The sequence below is a fragment of the Streptodolium elevatio genome, from assembly GCF_040649515.1.
In the GTDB taxonomy this organism is placed as follows: domain Bacteria; phylum Actinomycetota; class Actinomycetes; order Streptomycetales; family Streptomycetaceae; genus Yinghuangia; species Yinghuangia elevatio.
In genome coordinates this window covers 1-19,228 of sequence record NZ_JBEZFP010000169.1, presented here as the reverse complement: position 1 = coordinate 19,228, position 19,228 = coordinate 1, and the positions used below count along the sequence as shown (strand labels likewise).

Genomic DNA, 19,228 nt, shown 5'->3' with positions numbered 1-19,228 from the left:
GCCAGGTCCGACTGGCGGCGCGGGCGGGGCTGCTGCCCGGAGCCGGCCGACCCCGCGTCTGCTTGTGCCTACAGGCCGGTGATCCGGCCGTTGCGGAACAGGTCGACGAAGATGGCGTGGTCCTCGCGCGTCCGTGCGGCGTACGTGTGCGCGAACTCCACGAGGTGTGCCACGAAGCCCTCTTCGTCCGGCTCCACCACGGCGCGGATCGCGTGTTCGGTCGAGAACGGCACCAGCGACTGCCCGTTGCTGTCCTCGTCCGCGACGGCGTGCATCGTGGCGGTCGCACGCGCGAGGTACTCGACCACGTTGCGGATGTCGTCCGGCTCGTTGAGGGCCGACCAGTCGAGGTCGTTCGCGTACGGCGACACCTCCGCGACGAGCTGCCCCACCCCGCCGATGTCCGTGTAGCCCAGCCACGGGTCCGCGTGCGCCTGGAGCGCGCGCTGCGAGATGACCGTGCGGTGTCCCTCGTGGCGGAAGTACGTGCGTACGTCGGGGTCCGTCACGTGCCGGCTCACCGCGGGCGTCTGGCCCTGCTTCATGTACAGGATGACGTCGTTCTCCAGGGCCTCGGTGTTGCCCTCGATGAGCAGGTTGTACGAGGGCAGCCCCGCACTCCCGATGCCCACGCCGCGCCGCCCGACGACGTCCTTCACCTCGTAGGTGTCCGGCCGCGCGCGCGTGGTCTCGGGCGTCGTGGCCAGGTAGCGGCCGAACGCCTCCAGGACCGTCTTCCTCGTGTCGTCGTCCAGGGCGAACGCGCCGCCGCTCAGCGCGAAGCGCCGGTCGTAGCCGTCGATGACGGTCTGCTCGTCCAGCAGCCCGACCCGGGTCTGGAGCCGCGCGCGGTGCAGCACGTCGAGCAGCGGCCCGGTCGCGGTGCTGAGGGTGAGCGCCGTCTGCGCCCCGGCGGGGTCGTCGGTGAGCATCAGGATCTGGGCGCGGTAGGACCGGGCGTACGCGGCCACCAGCTCGCCGATCAGCTCGTCGCTGAGCGCCTTGGCGTATCCGATGAGGGCCAGGCTCGCCGCGAAGCGCTGCACGTCCCACATGAACGGGCCGAGGTAGGCCTCGTCGAAGTCGTTGACGTTGAACACCAGGCGGCCGTCGGCGTTCAAATAGGTGCCGAAGTTCTCGGCGTGCAGGTCGCCGTGGATCCACACCCGGTCGGTGCGCTCGTCGACGAACGGGTTCGGGGCGCCGTCGAGGTCCGCGTAGTAGAGGCACGCGGTGCCCCGGTAGAAGGCGAACGCGGAGGCCGCCATCTTGCGGAACTTGACCCGGAACGCCGCCGGGTCGGCCTGGATCAGCTCCCCGAAGGCGGCGTCGAACACCTCCAGGATCCGCTCGGCCCGCTGCTCCTGGTCTGCCTGTTCGAACAACACCCCACGCAACTCCTTCATCGCCTTGCCTTGCGCTGCCCCGCCCTTTCCGCAGCATGCCAGCAGGCGGGTAAAGGGCGGATGTGGGGTGGGGGAAGGGCGGCCAAAGGGCGTGTGACGCGGGGCGCGGCCACCCCCCCCCGGGACAGTCGCCGGGACAGCCGCCGGGACAACCGCCGGAAGTCGGCGGGGGAGCGGTCAGGGGACCTCGGGCGGACTGGTGGTCACCGAACGGGAGGCGACTCCGCCGGGCGCTCCGGTCGGGACGTCCAGATTCTTGCCGGCACTCTTGTCGGCGGTCTCCGGCGGCGCGCTGGTCGTCGGCGGGCTCGGCGTGGACGTCGGGACCCCCGCGGGGTCGTCCGGCAGCGCGCCCGGACCGGTCAGCGGCTCCCAGGCGGGGGAGGTCACGATGGCCTCCAACTGCGCCACGCTCAGCACCGGATCGACGCGCTGCGGCGAGACCTTGTACGCCTGGGGGTTGGGGCTGTTGGCCGCGAGGATGTAGATCATCATGTTGTCGGGGCGTGCCAGGGTCGCGGTGGCGACCATCACCTCTCCGCCCGCCGGTGTGAAGCCCTGGGGCGTCGGACCCATGTACTCCTTGGTGAGTCGCAGGCGGCTGCCGTCCGGCAGGGTCCTGAGTTCGCAGGACTCGCCCACCGGGGCGTCCTGCCGGCACGCCAGATTCGGAATCGGCGCGGCATCCTCGCCGAAGGTCATGGCGACATAGCCCGGTGCGCTTCCGTCGACGGGCCAGAAGCGCGCGGAAATCGTGACGCTGCGCGTGACGTTGTCCGGCTGCTTGTCGAACGCGCGGTCGGTCACATCGCCGGGGGGCAGCAGCAGGGTCAGCACCTTCATGGCCGCGCTGCCGGCCAGCGGGGCCGACGGCGGCAGCGGTGTCGGCGACGTCGGCGGGACCGACTCCCGGCCGCTCGGGGGCGGCTGGTGGGCGGTGCCCGTCGGGCCGGACGCGTGCGAGCCGGTGGTGGCGATCAGCGCACCCGACCCGGCCGCGACCGCCACGGCCAGCGCCGCGCCGGCGATCTGCACGCGGCGTACCGCGCGCATGCGGCGCCCGCGCTCCAAGCCGCCGCGGACCAGGTCGGCCGTCGGGGGGTGCAGGCCGCGTGTCGCGGCGTGCATGGCGTGCTTGAGGGCGATCTCGTTGGGTGCGGACTCGTCGGCCGCCCCCGGTCGGCCGTCGTGCGGGTCTTGCTCGGGGCTCATCGGTTCACCGTCTCTCGGCCGCACGCGGGGTGGCGGCGGGCCGTGCCGTCCACGGAATCGGAGGTCGCCCTTGCGGGGCGCTGCGCACGGGTGTCCATCATGCCGCCGCGAACATGTGCAGCTCGCCGCCGAGGATGCCGCGCAGTTTCTCCAGCGCGCGCAGCGACCGGTTGCGGACCGCCCCGGCCGAGCAGCCCATCTGCCTGGCCGTCTGCTCGACGCTCATGTCCTCCCAGTAGCGCAGCACGAGCACCGCGCGGTCCTTGGGCGGCAGTGCGGCCAGGCCCTTGAGGAGGGTGAGCCGGAGCGCGGGGTCGATGTCGGGGCCGGCGGTGTCGGGGAGGGTGCCGTACGGCTGCTCGGTGCTGCTGCGCAACCGCCGGTGCGAGAGGTAGCTGCGGACCAGGACGGTGCGCGCGTAGGCGTCCAGGTTGTCGGCCAGGCGGACGCGCCGCCACGACCGGTACAGCTTGCCCAGCGTGATCTGGACGAGGTCCTCGGCGAGGTGCCAGTCGCCGCACAGCAGCCAAGCGGTGCGGAAGAGCTGCCCGCTCCGGGCCGTGGCGAATTCGAGGAACTCGTCCGGATCTGATGACATCTGGTGGTCCTTGTCGTACGCGCTGACCGTGCTTCCAACCCGTACGACGCGACGTGGGTCCCGGCGCGTCACACGTTGCGCGCGAGAATTTCCGGCCGGTGCGTCCGGCGGCGCCGTGCGGAGCACCGATGAGATTCTTGTCGGACCGCTTCGCCGGGGTTGACCGGAGTACGACGTACTCTGATGCCAGATTGATCACATTTGATCGAGGAGTGCACGTGGGTACCGATGTCGACCGTGTCTGTACGCGGACCCGCAGCTGGGTCAGCGACGCCGTCCGCAAGGTCAACGCGGACGCCAACCGGTCCGCGGACACCCATCTGCTGGTCTATCCGCTGCCCCCCGAGTGGGGCATCGACCTGTACCTCAAGGACGAGTCCACACACCCAACCGGCAGCCTCAAGCACCGCCTCGCGCGCTCGCTGTTCCTCTACGGCCTGTGCAACGGCTGGATCCGCGAGGGCACCACGGTCATCGAGGCGTCCTCCGGCTCGACCGCCGTCTCGGAGGCCTACTTCGCGCGCATGCTCGGGCTGCCGTTCATCGCCGTCATGGGGAAGAAGACCAGCCCCGAGAAGATCGAGCTGATCGAGTTCTACGGCGGCACCTGCCACCTCGTCGACGACCCGGCCACGGTGTACGACGTCTCACGCCGCCTCGCCGCCGAGACCGGCGGCCACTACATGGACCAGTTCACGTACGCCGAGCGGGCCACGGACTGGCGCGGCAACAACAACATCGCCGAGTCGATCTTCGGTCAGATGGCCCAGGAGCGGCACCCCGTACCGACCTGGATCGTGGTCGGCGCCGGCACCGGCGGCACGAGCGCCACCATCGGCCGCTACGTGCACTACCAGTGCCACGACACCTGCCTCGCCGTCGTCGACCCGGAGAACTCCGCGTTCTTCGACGGCTGGACGCGCGAGGAACCCGACTTCACCGTCAACGCCGCCTCACGCATCGAGGGCATCGGCCGACCGCGCGTCGAACCCAGCTTCATCCCCGAGGTGGTGGAGCGCATGATCAAGGTGCCGGACGCCGCCTCCATCGCCGCCATGCGCCACCTGCACCGGCTGACCGGCCACAAGGCGGGCGGCTCCACCGGCACGAACCTGTGGGGCGCGCTCCAACTCGTCGCCGAGATGCGGGAGTCCGGGCGTGCGGGATCCATCGTGACGCTGCTGTGCGACGGCGGCGACCGCTACGCGCACTCCTACTACTCCGACGCCTGGCTGGCCGAACAGGGCCTGGACATCACGCCGTTCACCGAGACCATCGACCGGCTGCGCAAGACCGGCCGCTGGCAGGCGCCCGCCGCGGGCGGGGACGCCTGACGGGCCCGCCCGACGCCCGCGCGCGACGCCCGGCCCCGGCTCAGGCGGCCATGATGTAGTGCAGGATCAAGTCGTGGACGTGGCGGCCCTTCTGGTCGTCGCGCATCTCTATCTGGTAGGTCTGCGTGCCCACGTGGATCGCCACTTCGCTGGAGCTGAAGAACGACCCCGCGAAGGACTTGTTCGTGACCATGCTGACGCTGCTGATCTTGGAGTACGGAATCGAGGTCAGGGCGATCTTCTTCCCCACGAACGAGTTGTCCTGCAGGATGGCCCGCCGGTCCGTGAGACCGATGAACCCCGTTCCGGTCCCCTTGGCGTCGTAGACCGCGAGCACCTGCTCGCCGGGCAGCAGCCCGCTCTGGATCTTCTCCAACTGCTCGCGCCGGTCGAATGCGATGTTCGAACTCATTGCCCCCTCTTTCCCCTCGCCGTACGGCGACGTCTCTCCGCCAGCCTATGAGCACCGGACCGCGAACCCAACGGTCGGAGGGGTCAACTCGGGGGCGGTACGCGTTCGATGGTGACGGGGCCGGGGGGTTCGGCGGGGGCGTCGGCCCGCGCCGGTGTCTCGTCCTCGTCGGGGTGGGGGCGCCAACCGACCATGCACAGGGCGGCGATCGTGCACAGTGTCAGGCCGGCGGCCGGCGGTGCGAGGAGGTGCGAGGTCTCCGCGCCGCTCAGCGGGGAGTTGTGGGCGTCCACCTCGACCGAGACCGCGGTCATGCCGGTGTAGTGCATTCCGCCGACGGCGACGCCCATCGCGAGAGCGGCGCCCAGGCTGGCGCCGGGCGTGCGGATGTTGAGGGCGGCGTACAGCGCGAGCGTGGCGGCGACGATCGCGACGCCGACCGAGATGGCGACCGTGGCGGGGTCGTAGGACACATGGCCGCGCATGCGCAGTGCGGCCATGCCCACGTAGTGCATCGTGGCGACCCCGATGCCGGTCACCGCGCCGCCGGCCGCCAACAGCGCGACGCGGCCCGTGTCGTGCGCCGCGACGGCGAGGCCCGCGCCGACCACGACGACGGCGACGGCGAGGCTCGCGAGGGTCAGCGGCACGTCGTAGCGGATCGGCGTGCCCTCGACCGCGAAGCCGAGCATCGCGACGAAGTGGGTGGCCCAGATCCCGGTGCCGCCGATGGCGAACGCGCCCAGCGCGAACCAGCGTCGGCGCGCCCACCCGGCCGCCGCCGCGTGCGCGCGCGTCGTGCAGGCGAGACCGAGGACCGCGCCGACGCAGGAGATCGCGTACGCGGCGACCGGTGTGAGGAGGCCCTCGTCGAACTGGTTGATCTGACCCATGGACGGGCCTTTCCGGGGACGTTGCGGGAACGCGGCCGCGGCAGGGGCCGGGTGGGTCAGGCGACGTCCGCGACCTGGTCAGCCTTGGAGTTCGTGCCGGGATCCGGGTCGGTGTCCGGGTCGAGCCCCGCATCGGGGCCACCGGCCGCGTCCACGTGGGACTTGCGGACCACCAGGACGGCCGCGTCGTCGTGCAGCCGGCCGCCGGTGTGGATCGTCACGTCGGTGATCAGTTCGTGGGCGATGCGCTGCGAGCCGTGGTGGCTCCAGCGGATGAGGCGCTCGCCGAACGGGTAGAAGCGCCCGGCGGAGTCGCGGGCCTCGGTGACGCCGTCGGTCACCACGACCAGGACGTCGCCGGGGACATAGCTGACGCGGTACTCGGCGTACTCGACTTCGTCGTAGAGCGAGGCGGTGCCGAGCGGCGGCGCGTTGATCGGCAGTTCCAACTCGACGGCCCGGCCGCCGCGCAGGTGGATCGGCGGGGTGTGGCCGCACGACAGCATGCGCAGGTGGGTCGGGTCGTCGAAGGCGAACAGCACGGCGGTGGCGAAGCGTTCGTCGGCCGGGCCGGCGCTCTCCTCGTCGATCTGCGCGATGCGCTCCTCCAGGCGCGCGGCCAGGCCCGGCAGGCTCGGCTCGTAGTGCGCCGCCTCGCGGAAGCACGCCATGAGCGTCGCGGCGGTGGTGACGGCGCCGATTCCCTTGCCGCGCACGTCACCCATGAGCACGCGCATGCCGTGCCGCGACCGTACGACGGCGAACAGGTCGCCGCCGACCTTCGTCTCCAGGTCCGCGGGCAGGTAGAGCGCGGAGACCTCGTAGCCGGGCAGGTCGGCGGGTATCGGTTCGAGGACCGTGCGCTGCAGGATCAGGGTGGCCGAACGCGCCTGGCCCAGTTGGAGGGTGTGGTGCACGCGCGTCGCCGAGGCCCAGACGCCGACCGCGCCGAGGCCGACGACCACGCCGAGGTGGATGGCTTTGGTGCCCGGTCCGGCGTCGTCGTACGCGGTCGTCAGGTACGTCGCCCCGAGGGCGGCGACCGCGGCGAGCCGGGCGACGGCCCAGGGCGGGCACAGCGCCGCGAACGCGGGCGGCACGATGCCGAGTGCCACCGCACCGGGCATCGAGTCGTCGACGAACAGGCCCGCGCAGAACAGGGCGAGGAGCACGCCGTACGCCGCGGCGCCGATCCGCACCGCCGAGCGGTTGCGCCGGAGCCACGCAGGCAGGGAGGGCTTGCCGCCCGGTCCGGAGGCGCCCGGCGCCGTCCGCCCGACTCCGGTTCGCCGGTCGGCTGACGGTGCGTCATCCGTGCACAGATCGAGTTCTTGCCGCGTCACACGGTCACCCTATGGGGTGAGGTCACCCGCCTGATCAGCCCCCGGGTCAGGGCGATTTCGGCCCTCCGGGGGGAGGCCGCCCGGCCGTGCGACAGGAGGCACGGGCAGGCCCCGAACGGGTTCGGCGGCGTGGGCGCGGCTCGCCCTTCGGCTACGCGCTGCGGCCCGCCGCGTCCTTCTCCACCGTGCTCGGGGCCGCGTCCGGCTTGGCCATCGTCGACGCGGCGTCGCGGTCGCGGATCAGCAGCGCGAACACCACACCGACCGCGGCCATCAGCGCGGCGGCCGCGAAGGCCCAGTGGTAGGCGGAGTATTCGGGACGCGGACCCTGCGGGGTGGCGGCGAAGATGCCGACGCCGCTGAGGACGCTGCCGAGCACCGCGACGCCCACCGCCGCGCCGAGTTGGCGCTGTACGTTGAACAACGTGGAAGCGGCGCCCATGCGGGGCAGCGGGATCGCGGCGAATGCGGCGGTCTGGGCCGGCATGAAGACGTGGGCGAGGAACAAGCCGGTGAGGAACAGGTCGAGGCGTACCCACCACAGGTCGGTCTCGGGACCGATCCGGGTCAGCAGCGCGATCATCACGGCCGTCCCGGCGAGTCCGAACGCGGTGAGGCGGCGCGGCCCGACCTTCGCGTAGTACCGCGAGACCAGTTGCGTCGCGAGGATGATGCCGATCGCGGTGGGGAACGTGGTCAGGCCGCTGTCGGTGGCCTCCAGCCCGCGCGCCCGCTGGATCAGGATGGGCAGCACGAACACCGTGCCCAGGAAGCCCGCGGACGAGGTTACCGTGACCATCGTGCAGGTCAGGAACAGGCGGTTCCGCAGCAGCCCGAGGTCGAGCATGGGGTGTTCGGTGTGCGACTCCACGACCACGAGCAGCGCGAGCATCATGAGGCCGCCGATCCCGGCGCCCAGGATCAGCGGCGACGTCCAGCCTTCCTGCGCGCCCTCGGTGAGGGCGTAGAGCACGGAGGCCAGCCCGGTGCCGGCGAGCAGGAAGCCCGGGAGGTCGAACGGGCCGACGTCCGGCTGCTTCTCCTCGTGCAGGCAGAGCGCGCCGAAGAGCAGCGCGGCCGCGCCGAAGGGGACGTTCATGTAGAACACCCAGTGCCACGAGGAGTGGTCGACGATCAGGCCGCCGATGATGGGGCCGAGGGCGGGGGCCAGCGCCGTCGGGATGATCAGCACGCGCGACGCCCGCATGCGCTCGGCGGGCGGGAACGTCCGGAACATCATCGCCATGCCCACCGGGGTGAGCAGCCCGCCGCCGATGCCCTGGAGCACCCGGAACCCGACGAGTTGCGGCAGGTCCTGCGCGAGGCCGCACAGCGCGGACGCGCCGGTGAAGACCGCCAGCGCGAACAGGAACACCCGCTTCTGGCCGAACCGGTCGCCGAGCCAGCCGGCCGCCGATATGGACACCGCGAGGCTGACCAGGAAGCCGACGTTGACGCCGCCCACCGACTCGGGCGACGTCGAGAAGTCGTCGGCGATCGCCGGGATGGCGACGTTGACGATCGTCGAGTCCAACACGGTCATGAACATCGCGGCCACGAAGACCACGCTGACGACGGCCTTCTGGTTCAGCTCGCTGAGGTGCTTCACGGAAACACGTTCTACCTCAGCGAGCCGTCGATGTCCGCCCCCTCGGATGTGTCAACTCGTGCTGTGACGTCGCGTGTTCACACCGTGCCGCGGACCGGTAGGCCGGATTTGCGGTAGATCGCATCGATGAGTCGCATCGTCTCGACGGAGTCCTCCGCGGGGGTGAGCGGCGGGCGTCCGCGCAGCACGGCGTCCGCGAACGCCTGCAACTGGTACTGGTACGTCGACGTCTTCGCCGCATGGCCCAGGTGCTCGCGCCGCTTCCGGCCGTCCACCGTCACCGAGAACCGGTGCCAGTAGTGCGGTCCGGCGAAGTTGGTGACCGTCATCTCGCCGCGTTCGCCGACGACCTTGGCGTTGACCGCGAAGACGCGCCGCGACAGCAGCGAGCTGTGCACGGTCGCGGTGGCGCCGCCGGGCAGGGCCAGGGTCGCGTCCATCGCGCGGTCGACGCGCGGGTCGCGGCGCATCGTGGTGGCGCGGGCCGCGGCGACCTCGATGCGCTCGGTGGCGGACGGCGCGGGGGAGAGGTGGCGTACCGCGCTGACCGCGTAGCAGCCGGCGTCCATGAGGGAGCCGCCGGCCAGCGCGAAGTTGTAGCGGATGTCCCCGAAGGCCGGCAGCGGGAAGCACATCGACGCGGACACGTGCCGGACCGCCCCCAGCTCTTCCTCGTCGAGGATCTCGCGCATGCGCCGCGCGACCGGGTGGTAGCGCCAATGGAACGCCTCCATGCACACGCGCCCGGTGCGCTTCGCGGCGTCCGCGACCTCGCGCGCCTCGGCCTCGTTGGACGTCATCGGCTTCTCGCACAGCACGTGCTTGCCGGCCTCCATCGCGCGCACCGCCCACTCGGCGTGCAGCCCGTTGGGCAGCGGGATGTAGACGGCGTCGAGGTCCGGGTCGGCCAGCAGGTCCGCGTAGGTGCGGTGCACGGTACGGACGCCCTGGCGCCGCGCGAAGTGCTCGGCCCGCTCCGGGGCCCGGGCCGCGACGGCCGCGACCGTCACCTCCGGGATCAGCCGTGCGGGCTTCGTCAGCGCGGTCGGCGCGATGCGCGCCGCCCCCAGCACGCCGATGCGGATCCGTTCCATGGCAGCCCCCTGATGGTGTGGCCCGGTGCGCGCATCGTAGGGCGCACCTCCCGCATTGGCACGCCCCTCCGAGCCGCCGCGGGCCCGGCTCGGGAGCGGTTCTGCCCCGGTTCGGACCTGGTGACACACGGCAACGGGGGTAGGGGCACAGCAGGGGACGCGTAGAGTAGAGTTGTCTCGACGTCAAGATAAACCGTAGGGCCCCCGCCGCCGGCCGCTCAGGGTGCCGGCCGTGGAACCGAGATAGGAGCAGTCGTGTCCGCGAACAGCTTCGACGCCCGCACCACGCTGAACGTGGGTGACGAGTCGTACGAGATCTTCAAGCTGGACAAGGTGGAGGGCAGCGCCCGGCTCCCCTACAGCCTGAAGGTCCTGCTGGAGAACCTGCTCCGCACGGAGGACGGCGCGAACATCACCGCCGACCACATCCGCGCCCTCGGCGGCTGGGACCCCAACGCCGAGCCGAGCGAGGAGATCCAGTTCACGCCCGCCCGCGTGATCATGCAGGACTTCACCGGCGTACCGTGCGTGGTCGACCTCGCCACCATGCGCGAGGCGGTCAAGGAGCTGGGCGGCGACCCGGCCAAGATCAACCCGCTCGCGCCCGCCGAGATGGTCATCGACCACTCCGTCATCGCGGACGTCTTCGGCCGCCGGGACGCGTTCGAGATCAACACCGACATCGAGTACGACCGCAACAAGGAGCGCTACCAGTTCCTGCGCTGGGGCCAGACCGCGTTCAACGAGTTCGCCGTCGTGCCGCCCGGCACCGGCATCGTGCACCAGGTCAACATCGAGCGCCTGGCCCGCACCGTCATGGTCCGCAACGGCCAGGCGTACCCGGACACCTGCGTCGGCACCGACTCGCACACCACGATGGTCAACGGCCTCGGCGTGCTGGGCTGGGGCGTCGGCGGCATCGAGGCCGAGGCCGCGATGCTCGGCCAGCCGGTCTCGATGCTCATCCCGCGCGTCGTCGGCTTCAAGCTGACCGGCAAGCTGCAGCCCGGCGTCACCGCCACCGACCTGGTGCTGACGATCACCGACATGCTGCGCAAGCACGGCGTGGTCGGCAAGTTCGTGGAGTTCTACGGCGACGGCGTCGGCGCCGTACCGCTGGCCAACCGCGCCACGCTCGGCAACATGTCGCCGGAGTTCGGCTCGACCTGCGCGATCTTCCCGATCGACGGCGAGACCATCAACTACCTGCGCCTGACCGGCCGTCCCGAGCAGCAGCTCGCGCTCGTCGAGGCGTACGCCAAGGAGCAGGGCCTCTGGCACGACCCGGCGGTCGAGCCGGAGTACTCCGAGTACATCGAGCTGGACGTCTCCACCGTCGTGCCCTCGATCTCCGGCCCGAAGCGCCCGCAGGACCGCGTCGTGCTGACCGAGGCCAAGGCGAAGTTCCGAGCCGCGCTGCCGGACTACGTCAAGGACGTGGACGAGGCGGGCAAGGAGTCCTTCCCGGCCTCCGACGCGCCGGCCAACGGCGTGCGCCCGACCGCGCCGACGACCGTCACGGCCCCCGACGGCAAGACGTACGAGATCGACCACGGCGCCGTCGTGATCGCCTCGATCACCTCGTGCACCAACACCTCGAACCCGTCGGTCATGCTCGGCGCCGCGCTGCTCGCCAAGAAGGCCGTCGAGCGCGGGCTGACCGTCAAGCCGTGGGTGAAGACCACGCTGGCCCCCGGGTCCAAGGTCGTCATGGACTACTACGAGAAGGCCGGCCTCACTCCGTACATGGAGAAGCTGGGCTTCAACCTGGTCGGCTACGGCTGCGTGACCTGCATCGGCAACTCGGGCCCGCTGCCCGAGGAGGTCTCCGCCGCGATCAACGCGTCCGACCTGGCTGCCGTGTCGGTGCTGTCCGGCAACCGCAACTTCGAGGGCCGTATCAACCCCGACGTGAAGATGAACTACCTGGCGTCGCCGCCGCTGGTCGTGGCGTACGCGATCGCCGGCTCGATGGACCTCGACATCACCACCGAGCCGCTCGGCGTCGACTCCGAGGGCAAGGCGGTCTACCTGGCCGACATCTGGCCGTCGGACCAGGAGGTCGCGGACACCGTCGCGTCCTCGATCGACCAGGACATGTTCACCAAGTCCTACGCCGACGTGTTCGCGGGCGACCACCGCTGGCAGTCGCTGGAGGTGCCGACCGGCGACACCTTCGAGTGGGACCCGAACTCGACCTACGTGCGCAAGCCCACGTACTTCGAGGGCATGACGATGGACCTGACCCCGGTCGCGGACATCGCGGGCGCCCGGGTGCTCGCCAAGCTGGGCGACTCGGTCACCACCGACCACATCTCGCCGGCCGGCAACATCAAGGCCGACAGCCCCGCCGGCAAGTACCTCGCGGACCACGGCGTCGAGCGCAAGGACTTCAACTCGTACGGCTCGCGCCGCGGCAACCACGAGGTGATGATCCGCGGCACGTTCGCGAACATCCGCCTGCGCAACCAGATCGCGCCGGGCACCGAGGGCGGCTTCACCAAGGACTTCACGCAGTCCGACGCCCCGGTCACCACGATCTACGACGCTTCCGTCAACTACCAGGACGCGGGCATCCCGCTGGTCGTCCTGGCCGGCAAGGAGTACGGCTCCGGCTCGTCGCGCGACTGGGCCGCCAAGGGCACCTCGCTGCTCGGCGTCAAGGCCGTCATCGCCGAGTCCTACGAGCGCATCCACCGCTCCAACCTGATCGGCATGGGCGTCATCCCGCTGCAGTTCCCGGCCGGCCACACCGCGGACTCGCTGGGCCTGGACGGCTCGGAGACCTTCTCGTTCACCGGAATCGCGGCCCTCAACGAGGGCAGCACGCCCAAGACGGTCAAGGTGACCACGGACACCGGCGTCGAGTTCGACGCCGTCGTCCGCATCGACACCCCGGGCGAGGCCGACTACTACCGCAACGGCGGCATCATGCAGTACGTGCTCCGCTCGCTCGTCGGCAAGTGACCGATCCGCACGGGCACTTGAGCGGCTGAGCAACTGAGCAGTCCCGCCGCACCGACACCGAAAGGGCCGTCTCCCCACCCCGGGGAGGCGGCCCTTCCGCCTGCCGTGCAGGCGAACGCGCCGGTCAGAGGCGGGGGTTCCAGCGTTTGCCCTGCAAGGCCTCTTCGACGAGGCGGACTTCGCGTTCCAGTGCGGCGGTCTTGGAGCCCTCGTACTCGTACATCCGCATGACGGCCTCGACGGTGTGGGCGTCGACGTCGCGCAGGTCGGCCCGGGCCGTGCCGTAGCCGTGGCGGGCCGCCTGGAGCGCCGCCTCGACGTGCTGGCGGGCCATCCGGGCGAGCAGGGGCGGGTGGCGCCGGAGGACGTCGTGGCGGCGGTAGCCCGGCGGGCACAGGTCGTAGAGCCAGGCGACGGCGGTCCGCTCCCAGTCGGGTGCGCCGGGAGGGCGTACCCCGTGCGGCCACCCGGGCGGTACGACCCCGTCCTGCCCGGTCCGGCCCGCGGCGGCCCGCTCGAAGCGCCCGGGCTGCTCCCAGGCGGGTCGGGGGGTGGCATCGGACCTGGATTCGCTCACATGTTCGATCATGGCACAGAGCCTGCGTACTTGGGTACGCAGGCTCTGTGTGGACGAGTCGTGACCATGTGCTGTCAGGCCAGGTGGGACGCCACCAAACGGGTGGAATAAGTCCTATTTGTAACTCTTCGTAGCCGATGCCGGGCAAGGGCCTCCTCGGAAACCCCTCGTTTTCAGGAGGCCCACGTGAAGACGGTGCTTCGACCGATGGCGGTGCTCGGCATCGCCGCGGCCCTCGTGTTCGGCGTGGGCGCATGCGGCAAGGCCAAGCAGGCCGAGAAGGCCGACCAGGGCGGTGGCAGTGGCGGCACCGGACTCACCGTCGACAAGGGCTTCAAGGTCGGGCTGCTGCTGCCGGAGAACAAGACGGCGCGCTACGAGCGGTTCGACAAGCCGTTCTTCGAGGCCAAGGTCAACGAGCTGTGCCCCAAGTGCGAGGTCCAGTACGCCAACGCCCAGCAGCAGACCAACACCCAGCAGCAGCAGGCCGAGGCGATGCTGACCAACGGCGTGAACGTGCTGGTGCTCGACGCCGTCGACACCAAGGCCGCGGCGGCGATCGTCAATTCGGCCAAGTCCAAGAACGTCCCGGTCATCGCGTATGACCGCCTCGCCGAAGGCCCGATCACCGGCTACGTCTCGTTCGACAACGAGACCGTCGGCAAGATGCAGGGCGAGGCGCTGCTGGAGGCGATCAAGCGCGGCGGCGACGCCAAGCGGGCGCCGATCATCATGATCAACGGCTCGCCCACCGACCCCAATGCCGGCGAGTACAAACGCGGCGCGCACCTGGCCCTCGACGGCCAGGTGATCATCGGGCGCGAGTACGACACCCCCGACTGGTCCAACAACAAGGCCCAAGAGGAGACCGAGCAGGCCATCACGGCCCTCGGCGGCCCCGGCAAAGTGGTCGGCGTCTACGTGGCCAACGACGGCATGGCGGGCGGGTCGATCGCCGCGCTCAAGGCGGCGGGCTTCAATCCCGTGCCGCCGGTGACCGGCCAGGACGCCGAACTCGCCGCGATCCAGCGGATCATCTCGGGCGACCAGTACATGACGGTGTTCAAGCCGTACCAGCCGGAGGCCGAGACGGCGGCCGGCATGGCGATCGCGGCCGCGATCGGCGAGAAGTTCGAGGGCGCCGACCAGAAGAAGGACAACGGCACCGTCGAGGTGGACGCGACGATCCTCACCCCCGTCCCGGTGACGAGGAACAACGTCAAGGACACCGTCGCGAAGAAGCCCTACTACACGGTCTCGGAGATCTGCACGCCCGAGTACGCGGCCGCGTGCAAGACCGCGGGCCTGGGTTAGGAGGCGGACATGACGGACACTCTCGGCACCCCCGGTGACTCCGGTGAGCCCGGCAAGTTGGGCAAGCCCGGCAGTGCAGGCGACGCCGGTACCCCACGCGGGACTTCCGGCGGCAACCCCGGCGAGGCGCGCGGCGCCGGCGCCCCGGTCCTGTCGCTGCGCGGCGTCTCCAAGCGGTACGGCGCGGTCCAGGCGCTCAGCGACGTCGACCTCGACGTGCACCCCGGCGAGGTGGTCGCACTGGTCGGCGACAACGGCGCGGGCAAGTCGACGCTCATCAAGGTGATCGCGGGCGTCGGGCCGCCGGACGGCGGCCGGATCACCTGGGAGGGCCGCCAGGTCGCCATCCCCAGGCCGCACGAGGCGCAGTCCCTCGGCATCGCGACCGTCTACCAGGACCTCGCGCTGTGCGACAACCTCGACGTCGTCGCCAACCTCTTCCTCGGCCGCGAACTGCGCCGCGGGCTGCTGCTCGACGAGGTCGGCATGGAGAAGCAGGCGACCGAGCTGCTGACGACCCTGTCGGTCAAGATCCCCAGCGTGCGCATCCCCGTCGCGTCGCTGTCCGGCGGGCAGCGGCAGACCGTCGCGATCTCCCGCTCGCTGCTCGGCGAGCCCAAGGTCGTGATGCTGGACGAGCCGACCGCCGCCCTCGGCGTCGAGCAGACCGCGCAGGTCCTCGACCTGATCGAGCGCCTGCGCGAGCGCGGCCTCGGCGTGATCCTCATCAGCCACAACATGGACGACGTGCTGGCCGTCGCGGACCGCATCGCGGTGCTGCGGCTGGGCCGCAACAACGGGGTGTTCGACGTACGCACGGTCACGCGCGAGGAACTCCTCGCGGCGATCACCGGAGCCACGGACAACGCGGTGTCGCGGCGCCAGGCCCGCAAGAGCGGCGAGCAAGGCGGCGGCGGGCAGGACGGGGGCGAACAGGGCGGCGGCGAACAGAGCGGCGGCGCGCAGGACAGGGGTGAGCAGCTGTGAGCGACAAGGACACCGGCACCGGCTCGACGCGGAACCAGCCCGAGCAGCCCGAGCCCGCCGGGGCGGTCGTCCCGCCGGCCGCCGCGGTCGCCCAGGTCGACCCGCGCCTGGTGATGCGCCAGCAGGGCTTCAGCGGCTACTTCTCGGAGTTCAAGCGCCGCGTCAAGGGCGGCGAACTCGGTTCCCTGCCGGTCATCTTCGGCCTCATCGTCATCTGGATCGTCTTCCAGTCGCTCAACGACCGCTTCCTGTCGGCGCAGAACCTCTCGAACCTCTCCATCCAGATCGCCTCGACCGGGCTCATCGCGGTCGGCATCGTCTGGGTCCTGCTCCTCGGCGAGATCGACCTCTCGATCGGCTCGGTGAGCGGCGTCAGTTCGGCGGTCCTCGCCGTCCTCAACATCAAGCACGGCTGGGGCGACGTCGAGGCGATCATCGCAGCCGTCGTGGTCGGCGTGCTGATCGGCCTCCTGCACGGCTTCTTCTTCGCGAAGATCGGCGTGCCCGCGTTCGTCGTGACCCTCGCCGGCCTGATCGGGTGGCAGGGCCTCCAGCTCTACATCCTGGGCGACCAGGGCACCATCAACCTGCGCTACAACAGCACCATCCACAAGCTGACCAGCTACTACTTCGAGTACGTCGCGGTCGGCTACGCCATCGCCGGCGTCCTCGTGGCGATCTACGCCGTCACGCGCTACCTGGAGCACGAGCGGCGGGCCAAGGCCGGCCTGCCGGTCATCCCGATCCAGGACCTCGCGCTGCGCACCGCGATCCTCGCGATCATCGCGTTCGCCGTCGCGTACGTCCTCAACCAGTGGTACGGCACGCCGCTCGCGCTGGTGATCTTCCTCGCCTTCGTGGTGGTCGGCGACATCATCCTGCGCCGCACCCGCTACGGTCGGCAGATCTACGCGGTCGGCGGGGGCATCGAGGCGGCCCGGCGCGCCGGCATCAACGTGACGTTCGTCCGCATCTCGGTCTTCATGATCTGCTCCGGCATGGCGGCGCTCGGCGGCGTCTTCGCGGCGTCCCGCATCGTCTCGGCGGGCCAGAGCACCGGCACCGGCGACGTCCTGACCAACGCCATCGCGGCGGCGGTCATCGGCGGCACGAGCCTGTTCGGCGGCCGCGGGTCCACGTACTCCGCACTGCTGGGCATGCTGGTCATCGGGTCGATCTCGTCGGGCATGGACCTGCAGTCCGTGGACTCCTCGGTCAAGCTGATGATCACCGGTGCCGTCCTGCTCGCCGCCGTGGTCCTCGACTCGGTGTCCCGGCGCAGCCAGAAGGCCAGCGGCCGGGCCTGACGCCAGGTATCGCCACCTCTTCCGGACGCGCCCGTCCGCCGGGGCGAACCAGGCGCGGCCTTTCTCGCGTCTAGACTCGATAAGTGCGTTTCCCGCCCGGGGGACGGGCGAGGACCGCGACAGACCGATTGAGGAGGTACGGGTGGGCCTGCTGGAGAGCATTCGAGGACCCCGTGATCTCAAGGCGCTCTCTCCCGAGCAGCTCACCGTGCTCGCAGGCGAGATCCGCGAATTCCTGGTGGACTCCGTGTCCAGGACCGGGGGCCACCTCGGCCCCAACCTGGGGGTAGTGGAGCTCACCCTTGCGCTGCACCGCGTATTCGACTCGCCACGCGACAAGATCCTGTGGGACACCGGCCACCAGAGCTACGTCCACAAGATCGTCACCGGTCGCCACGACTTCACCGCCCTGCGTCAGGAGGGCGGCATCTCCGGTTACCCGAGCCAGGCCGAGTCCGAGCACGACGTCATCGAGAACTCGCACGCGTCCACGGTGCTGTCCTACGCGGACGGCTTCGCCAAGGCGTACCAGGTCCGCGGCCTCGACGACCGGCACGTGGTCGCGGTCATCGGGGACGGCGCGCTGACCGGCGGCATGGCCTGGGAGGCGCTCAACAACATCGCGGCGGCCAAGGACCGCCCGGTGATCATCGTCGTCAACGACAACGAGCGCTCGTACGCCCCGACCACCGGCGGCCTCGCGAACCACCTCGCCACCCTGCGCACCACGCGCGGCTACGAGCGGTTCCTCGACTGGGGCAAGGGCGTCCTCGGGCGCACCCCCGTCGTCGGCGGCCCGGTGTACGACATCCTGCACGGCGCCAAGAAGGGGCTGAAGGACTTCGTCGCCCCGCAGGGGCTTTTCGAGGACCTCGGCCTCAAGTACATCGGCCCGGTCGACGGGCACGACACCGAGCAGGTCGAGCAGGCGCTGCGCAGGGCACGTGGCTTCGGCGGCCCGGTCATCGTGCACGCCCTCACCCAGAAGGGCCGCGGCTACGACCCGGCCCGCAACGACGAGGCCGACCAGTTCCATGCGGTCGGCGTCATCAACCCGGAGACCGGCCTGCCGCTCGCGAAGGCGGCGGGTGCGTCCTGGACCTCGGTCTTCGCCGACGAGATGGTCAAGGTCGGGGCCGAGCGGCAGGACGTGGTGGGTATCACCGCGGCCATGATGATCCCGGTCGGCCTGCACAAGTTCGCCGCGGCCTACCCGGACCGCACGTTCGACGTCGGCATCGCCGAGCAGCACGCGGTCACCTCGGCCGCGGGTCTCGCGCTGGGCGGCCTGCACCCGGTGGTCGCGGTGTACGCGACGTTCCTGAACCGGGCGTTCGACCAGGTCCTCATGGACTGCGCGCTGCACAAGTGCGGTGTGACGTTCGTCCTGGACCGGGCCGGTGTGACGGGTGACGACGGGGCCAGCCACAACGGCATGTGGGACATGTCGATCCTGCAGGTGGTGCCCGGGCTGCGGCTCGCGGCGCCGCGCGACGCCGCACAGGTGCGCGCGCAGCTGCGCGAGGCGCTGGAGGTGGACGACGCACCGACCGTGGTGCGCTTCGCCAAGGGCATCGTGGGTCCCGAGGTCGCCGCGGTCGGCCGGATCGGCGGCATGGACGTGCTGCGGCGCACGGGTCCCGAGCGCAACGGCGGCGGCGAGACCGGCGACGTGCTGATCGTGACGGTCGGGGCGATGGCCGAGGTCGGCGTACAGGTCGCGGACCGGCTCGCGGACCAGGGCATCGTGTCGACGGTCGTGGACCCGCGCTGGGTCAAGCCGGTCGACGCGGAGCTGCCTGGGCTGGCGGCCCGCCACCGGCTCGTGGTCACGATCGAGAACAACGGCCGCGCGGGCGGCGTCGGTTCGGCGATCGCGCAGGCCATGCGCGACGCGGGGGTGGACGTCCCGCTGCGTGACTTCGGCATTCCGCAGGAGTTCCTGGACCACGCGAAGCCCGGGGTGATCCTGGCCCGCATCGGGCTGAACGCGCAGGACATCTCGCGCAAGGTCGTCGAGGAGGTCGCGCGGCTCGGCGTCTCGCCGGTGCAGCCGGTCCCGCCCGTCCCGCCGGTCGCCCCGGACGACGAGGCGGCGCAGCGCGCGTCGTAGCGGCGCACGGGGGCGGTGGATCTGGTTCGAGGCAGTCGGCGCGTACGGGCGAATCACCCGTA

Annotated in this window: 15 protein-coding genes; 6 read left to right on the top strand and 9 right to left on the bottom strand. The window is 70.9% G+C overall.

What is annotated here, in order from left to right:
• Nucleotides 1-68: 68 nt before the first annotated feature.
• From AB0C36_RS38385 to AB0C36_RS38375, 3 genes are all read right to left on the bottom strand, one after another.
• Complete coding sequence (locus AB0C36_RS38385) at nucleotides 69-1,388, bottom strand: DUF2252 domain-containing protein (protein ID WP_435839199.1); 1,320 nt, start codon at nucleotides 1,386-1,388, stop codon at nucleotides 69-71.
• Between the two features lie 195 nt (nucleotides 1,389-1,583).
• The gene (locus AB0C36_RS38380) at nucleotides 1,584-2,618 is read right to left on the bottom strand and encodes a hypothetical protein (protein ID WP_358363401.1); all 1,035 of its coding nucleotides are present in this window, start codon (nucleotides 2,616-2,618) and stop codon (nucleotides 1,584-1,586) included.
• 97 nt (nucleotides 2,619-2,715) lie between these two features.
• Nucleotides 2,716-3,216 carry a SigE family RNA polymerase sigma factor gene (locus AB0C36_RS38375; RefSeq protein WP_358363399.1) on the bottom strand — a complete coding sequence of 167 codons (501 nt, stop codon included), beginning with the start codon at nucleotides 3,214-3,216 and terminating at the stop codon, nucleotides 2,716-2,718.
• Nucleotides 3,217-3,428: 212 nt separating this feature from the next.
• Between AB0C36_RS38375 and cds1 the strand changes: the two genes are divergently transcribed.
• Complete coding sequence (cds1, locus tag AB0C36_RS38370) at nucleotides 3,429-4,550, top strand: L-cysteine desulfhydrase Cds1 (protein ID WP_435839198.1); 1,122 nt, start codon at nucleotides 3,429-3,431, stop codon at nucleotides 4,548-4,550.
• A 40-nt stretch (nucleotides 4,551-4,590) separates the two neighbouring features.
• Here cds1 and AB0C36_RS38365 read toward each other — a convergent pair whose 3' ends face one another.
• The 5 genes from AB0C36_RS38365 to AB0C36_RS38345 form a co-directional block, all read right to left on the bottom strand.
• A complete protein-coding gene (locus AB0C36_RS38365) occupies nucleotides 4,591-4,962 on the bottom strand; it encodes a PH domain-containing protein (RefSeq protein ID WP_358363396.1) in 372 nt (123 codons plus the stop codon).
• Nucleotides 4,963-5,045: 83 nt separating this feature from the next.
• Nucleotides 5,046-5,855 carry an MHYT domain-containing protein gene (locus AB0C36_RS38360; protein WP_358363395.1) on the bottom strand — a complete coding sequence of 270 codons (810 nt, stop codon included), beginning with the start codon at nucleotides 5,853-5,855 and terminating at the stop codon, nucleotides 5,046-5,048.
• 56 nt (nucleotides 5,856-5,911) lie between these two features.
• Complete coding sequence (locus tag AB0C36_RS38355) at nucleotides 5,912-7,054, bottom strand: PP2C family protein-serine/threonine phosphatase (protein ID WP_358363393.1); 1,143 nt, start codon at nucleotides 7,052-7,054, stop codon at nucleotides 5,912-5,914.
• A gap of 295 nt (nucleotides 7,055-7,349) precedes the next feature.
• Complete coding sequence (locus tag AB0C36_RS38350; RefSeq protein ID WP_358363392.1) at nucleotides 7,350-8,807, bottom strand: MDR family MFS transporter; 1,458 nt, start codon at nucleotides 8,805-8,807, stop codon at nucleotides 7,350-7,352.
• Between the two features lie 77 nt (nucleotides 8,808-8,884).
• Nucleotides 8,885-9,901 (bottom strand): Gfo/Idh/MocA family protein, encoded by a 1,017-nt coding sequence (locus AB0C36_RS38345; RefSeq protein ID WP_358363391.1) that lies wholly within the window; start codon nucleotides 9,899-9,901, stop codon nucleotides 8,885-8,887.
• A gap of 255 nt (nucleotides 9,902-10,156) precedes the next feature.
• On the opposite strand from AB0C36_RS38345, the gene acnA reads away from it, so the two are divergent.
• Complete coding sequence (gene acnA / locus AB0C36_RS38340; protein ID WP_358363390.1) at nucleotides 10,157-12,868, top strand: aconitate hydratase AcnA; 2,712 nt, start codon at nucleotides 10,157-10,159, stop codon at nucleotides 12,866-12,868.
• 124 nt (nucleotides 12,869-12,992) lie between these two features.
• Here acnA and AB0C36_RS38335 read toward each other — a convergent pair whose 3' ends face one another.
• Nucleotides 12,993-13,445 carry a hypothetical protein gene (locus AB0C36_RS38335; protein WP_358363388.1) on the bottom strand — a complete coding sequence of 151 codons (453 nt, stop codon included), beginning with the start codon at nucleotides 13,443-13,445 and terminating at the stop codon, nucleotides 12,993-12,995.
• A 186-nt stretch (nucleotides 13,446-13,631) separates the two neighbouring features.
• Between AB0C36_RS38335 and AB0C36_RS38330 the strand changes: the two genes are divergently transcribed.
• The 4 genes from AB0C36_RS38330 to dxs all read left to right on the top strand — a co-directional run bounded on the left by AB0C36_RS38330 (nucleotide 13,632) and on the right by dxs (nucleotide 19,166).
• Nucleotides 13,632-14,759, top strand: a complete 1,128-nt coding sequence (locus AB0C36_RS38330; protein WP_358363386.1) for a substrate-binding domain-containing protein — start codon at nucleotides 13,632-13,634, stop codon at nucleotides 14,757-14,759.
• Between the two features lie 9 nt (nucleotides 14,760-14,768).
• On the top strand, nucleotides 14,769-15,746 hold the full coding sequence (locus AB0C36_RS38325; protein ID WP_358363384.1) for an ATP-binding cassette domain-containing protein: 978 nt from the start codon (nucleotides 14,769-14,771) through the stop codon (nucleotides 15,744-15,746).
• The gene (locus tag AB0C36_RS38320) at nucleotides 15,743-17,053 is read left to right on the top strand and encodes a sugar ABC transporter permease (protein WP_358363383.1); all 1,311 of its coding nucleotides are present in this window, start codon (nucleotides 15,743-15,745) and stop codon (nucleotides 17,051-17,053) included. Before AB0C36_RS38325 ends, AB0C36_RS38320 begins: the two co-directional genes overlap by 4 nt.
• A 142-nt stretch (nucleotides 17,054-17,195) precedes the next feature.
• Nucleotides 17,196-19,166, top strand: a complete 1,971-nt coding sequence (gene dxs, locus AB0C36_RS38315) for a 1-deoxy-D-xylulose-5-phosphate synthase (RefSeq protein ID WP_358363381.1) — start codon at nucleotides 17,196-17,198, stop codon at nucleotides 19,164-19,166.
• The last annotated feature ends 62 nt before the right edge of the window (nucleotides 19,167-19,228 follow it).

What these genes read in the sequence shown, in the direction of transcription:
- AB0C36_RS38375 (WP_358363399.1), bottom strand. Translation starts at nt 3,216, where the DNA reads ATGTCATCAGATCCGGACGAGTTCCTCGAATTCGCCACGGCCCGGAGC.
- AB0C36_RS38380 (WP_358363401.1), bottom strand. Translation starts at nt 2,618, where the DNA reads ATGAGCCCCGAGCAAGACCCGCACGACGGCCGACCGGGGGCGGCCGAC.
- AB0C36_RS38345 (WP_358363391.1), bottom strand. Translation starts at nt 9,901, where the DNA reads ATGGAACGGATCCGCATCGGCGTGCTGGGGGCGGCGCGCATCGCGCCG.
- AB0C36_RS38325 (WP_358363384.1), top strand. Translation starts at nt 14,769, where the DNA reads ATGACGGACACTCTCGGCACCCCCGGTGACTCCGGTGAGCCCGGCAAG.
- AB0C36_RS38365 (WP_358363396.1), bottom strand. Translation starts at nt 4,962, where the DNA reads ATGAGTTCGAACATCGCATTCGACCGGCGCGAGCAGTTGGAGAAGATC.
- AB0C36_RS38360 (WP_358363395.1), bottom strand. Translation starts at nt 5,855, where the DNA reads ATGGGTCAGATCAACCAGTTCGACGAGGGCCTCCTCACACCGGTCGCC.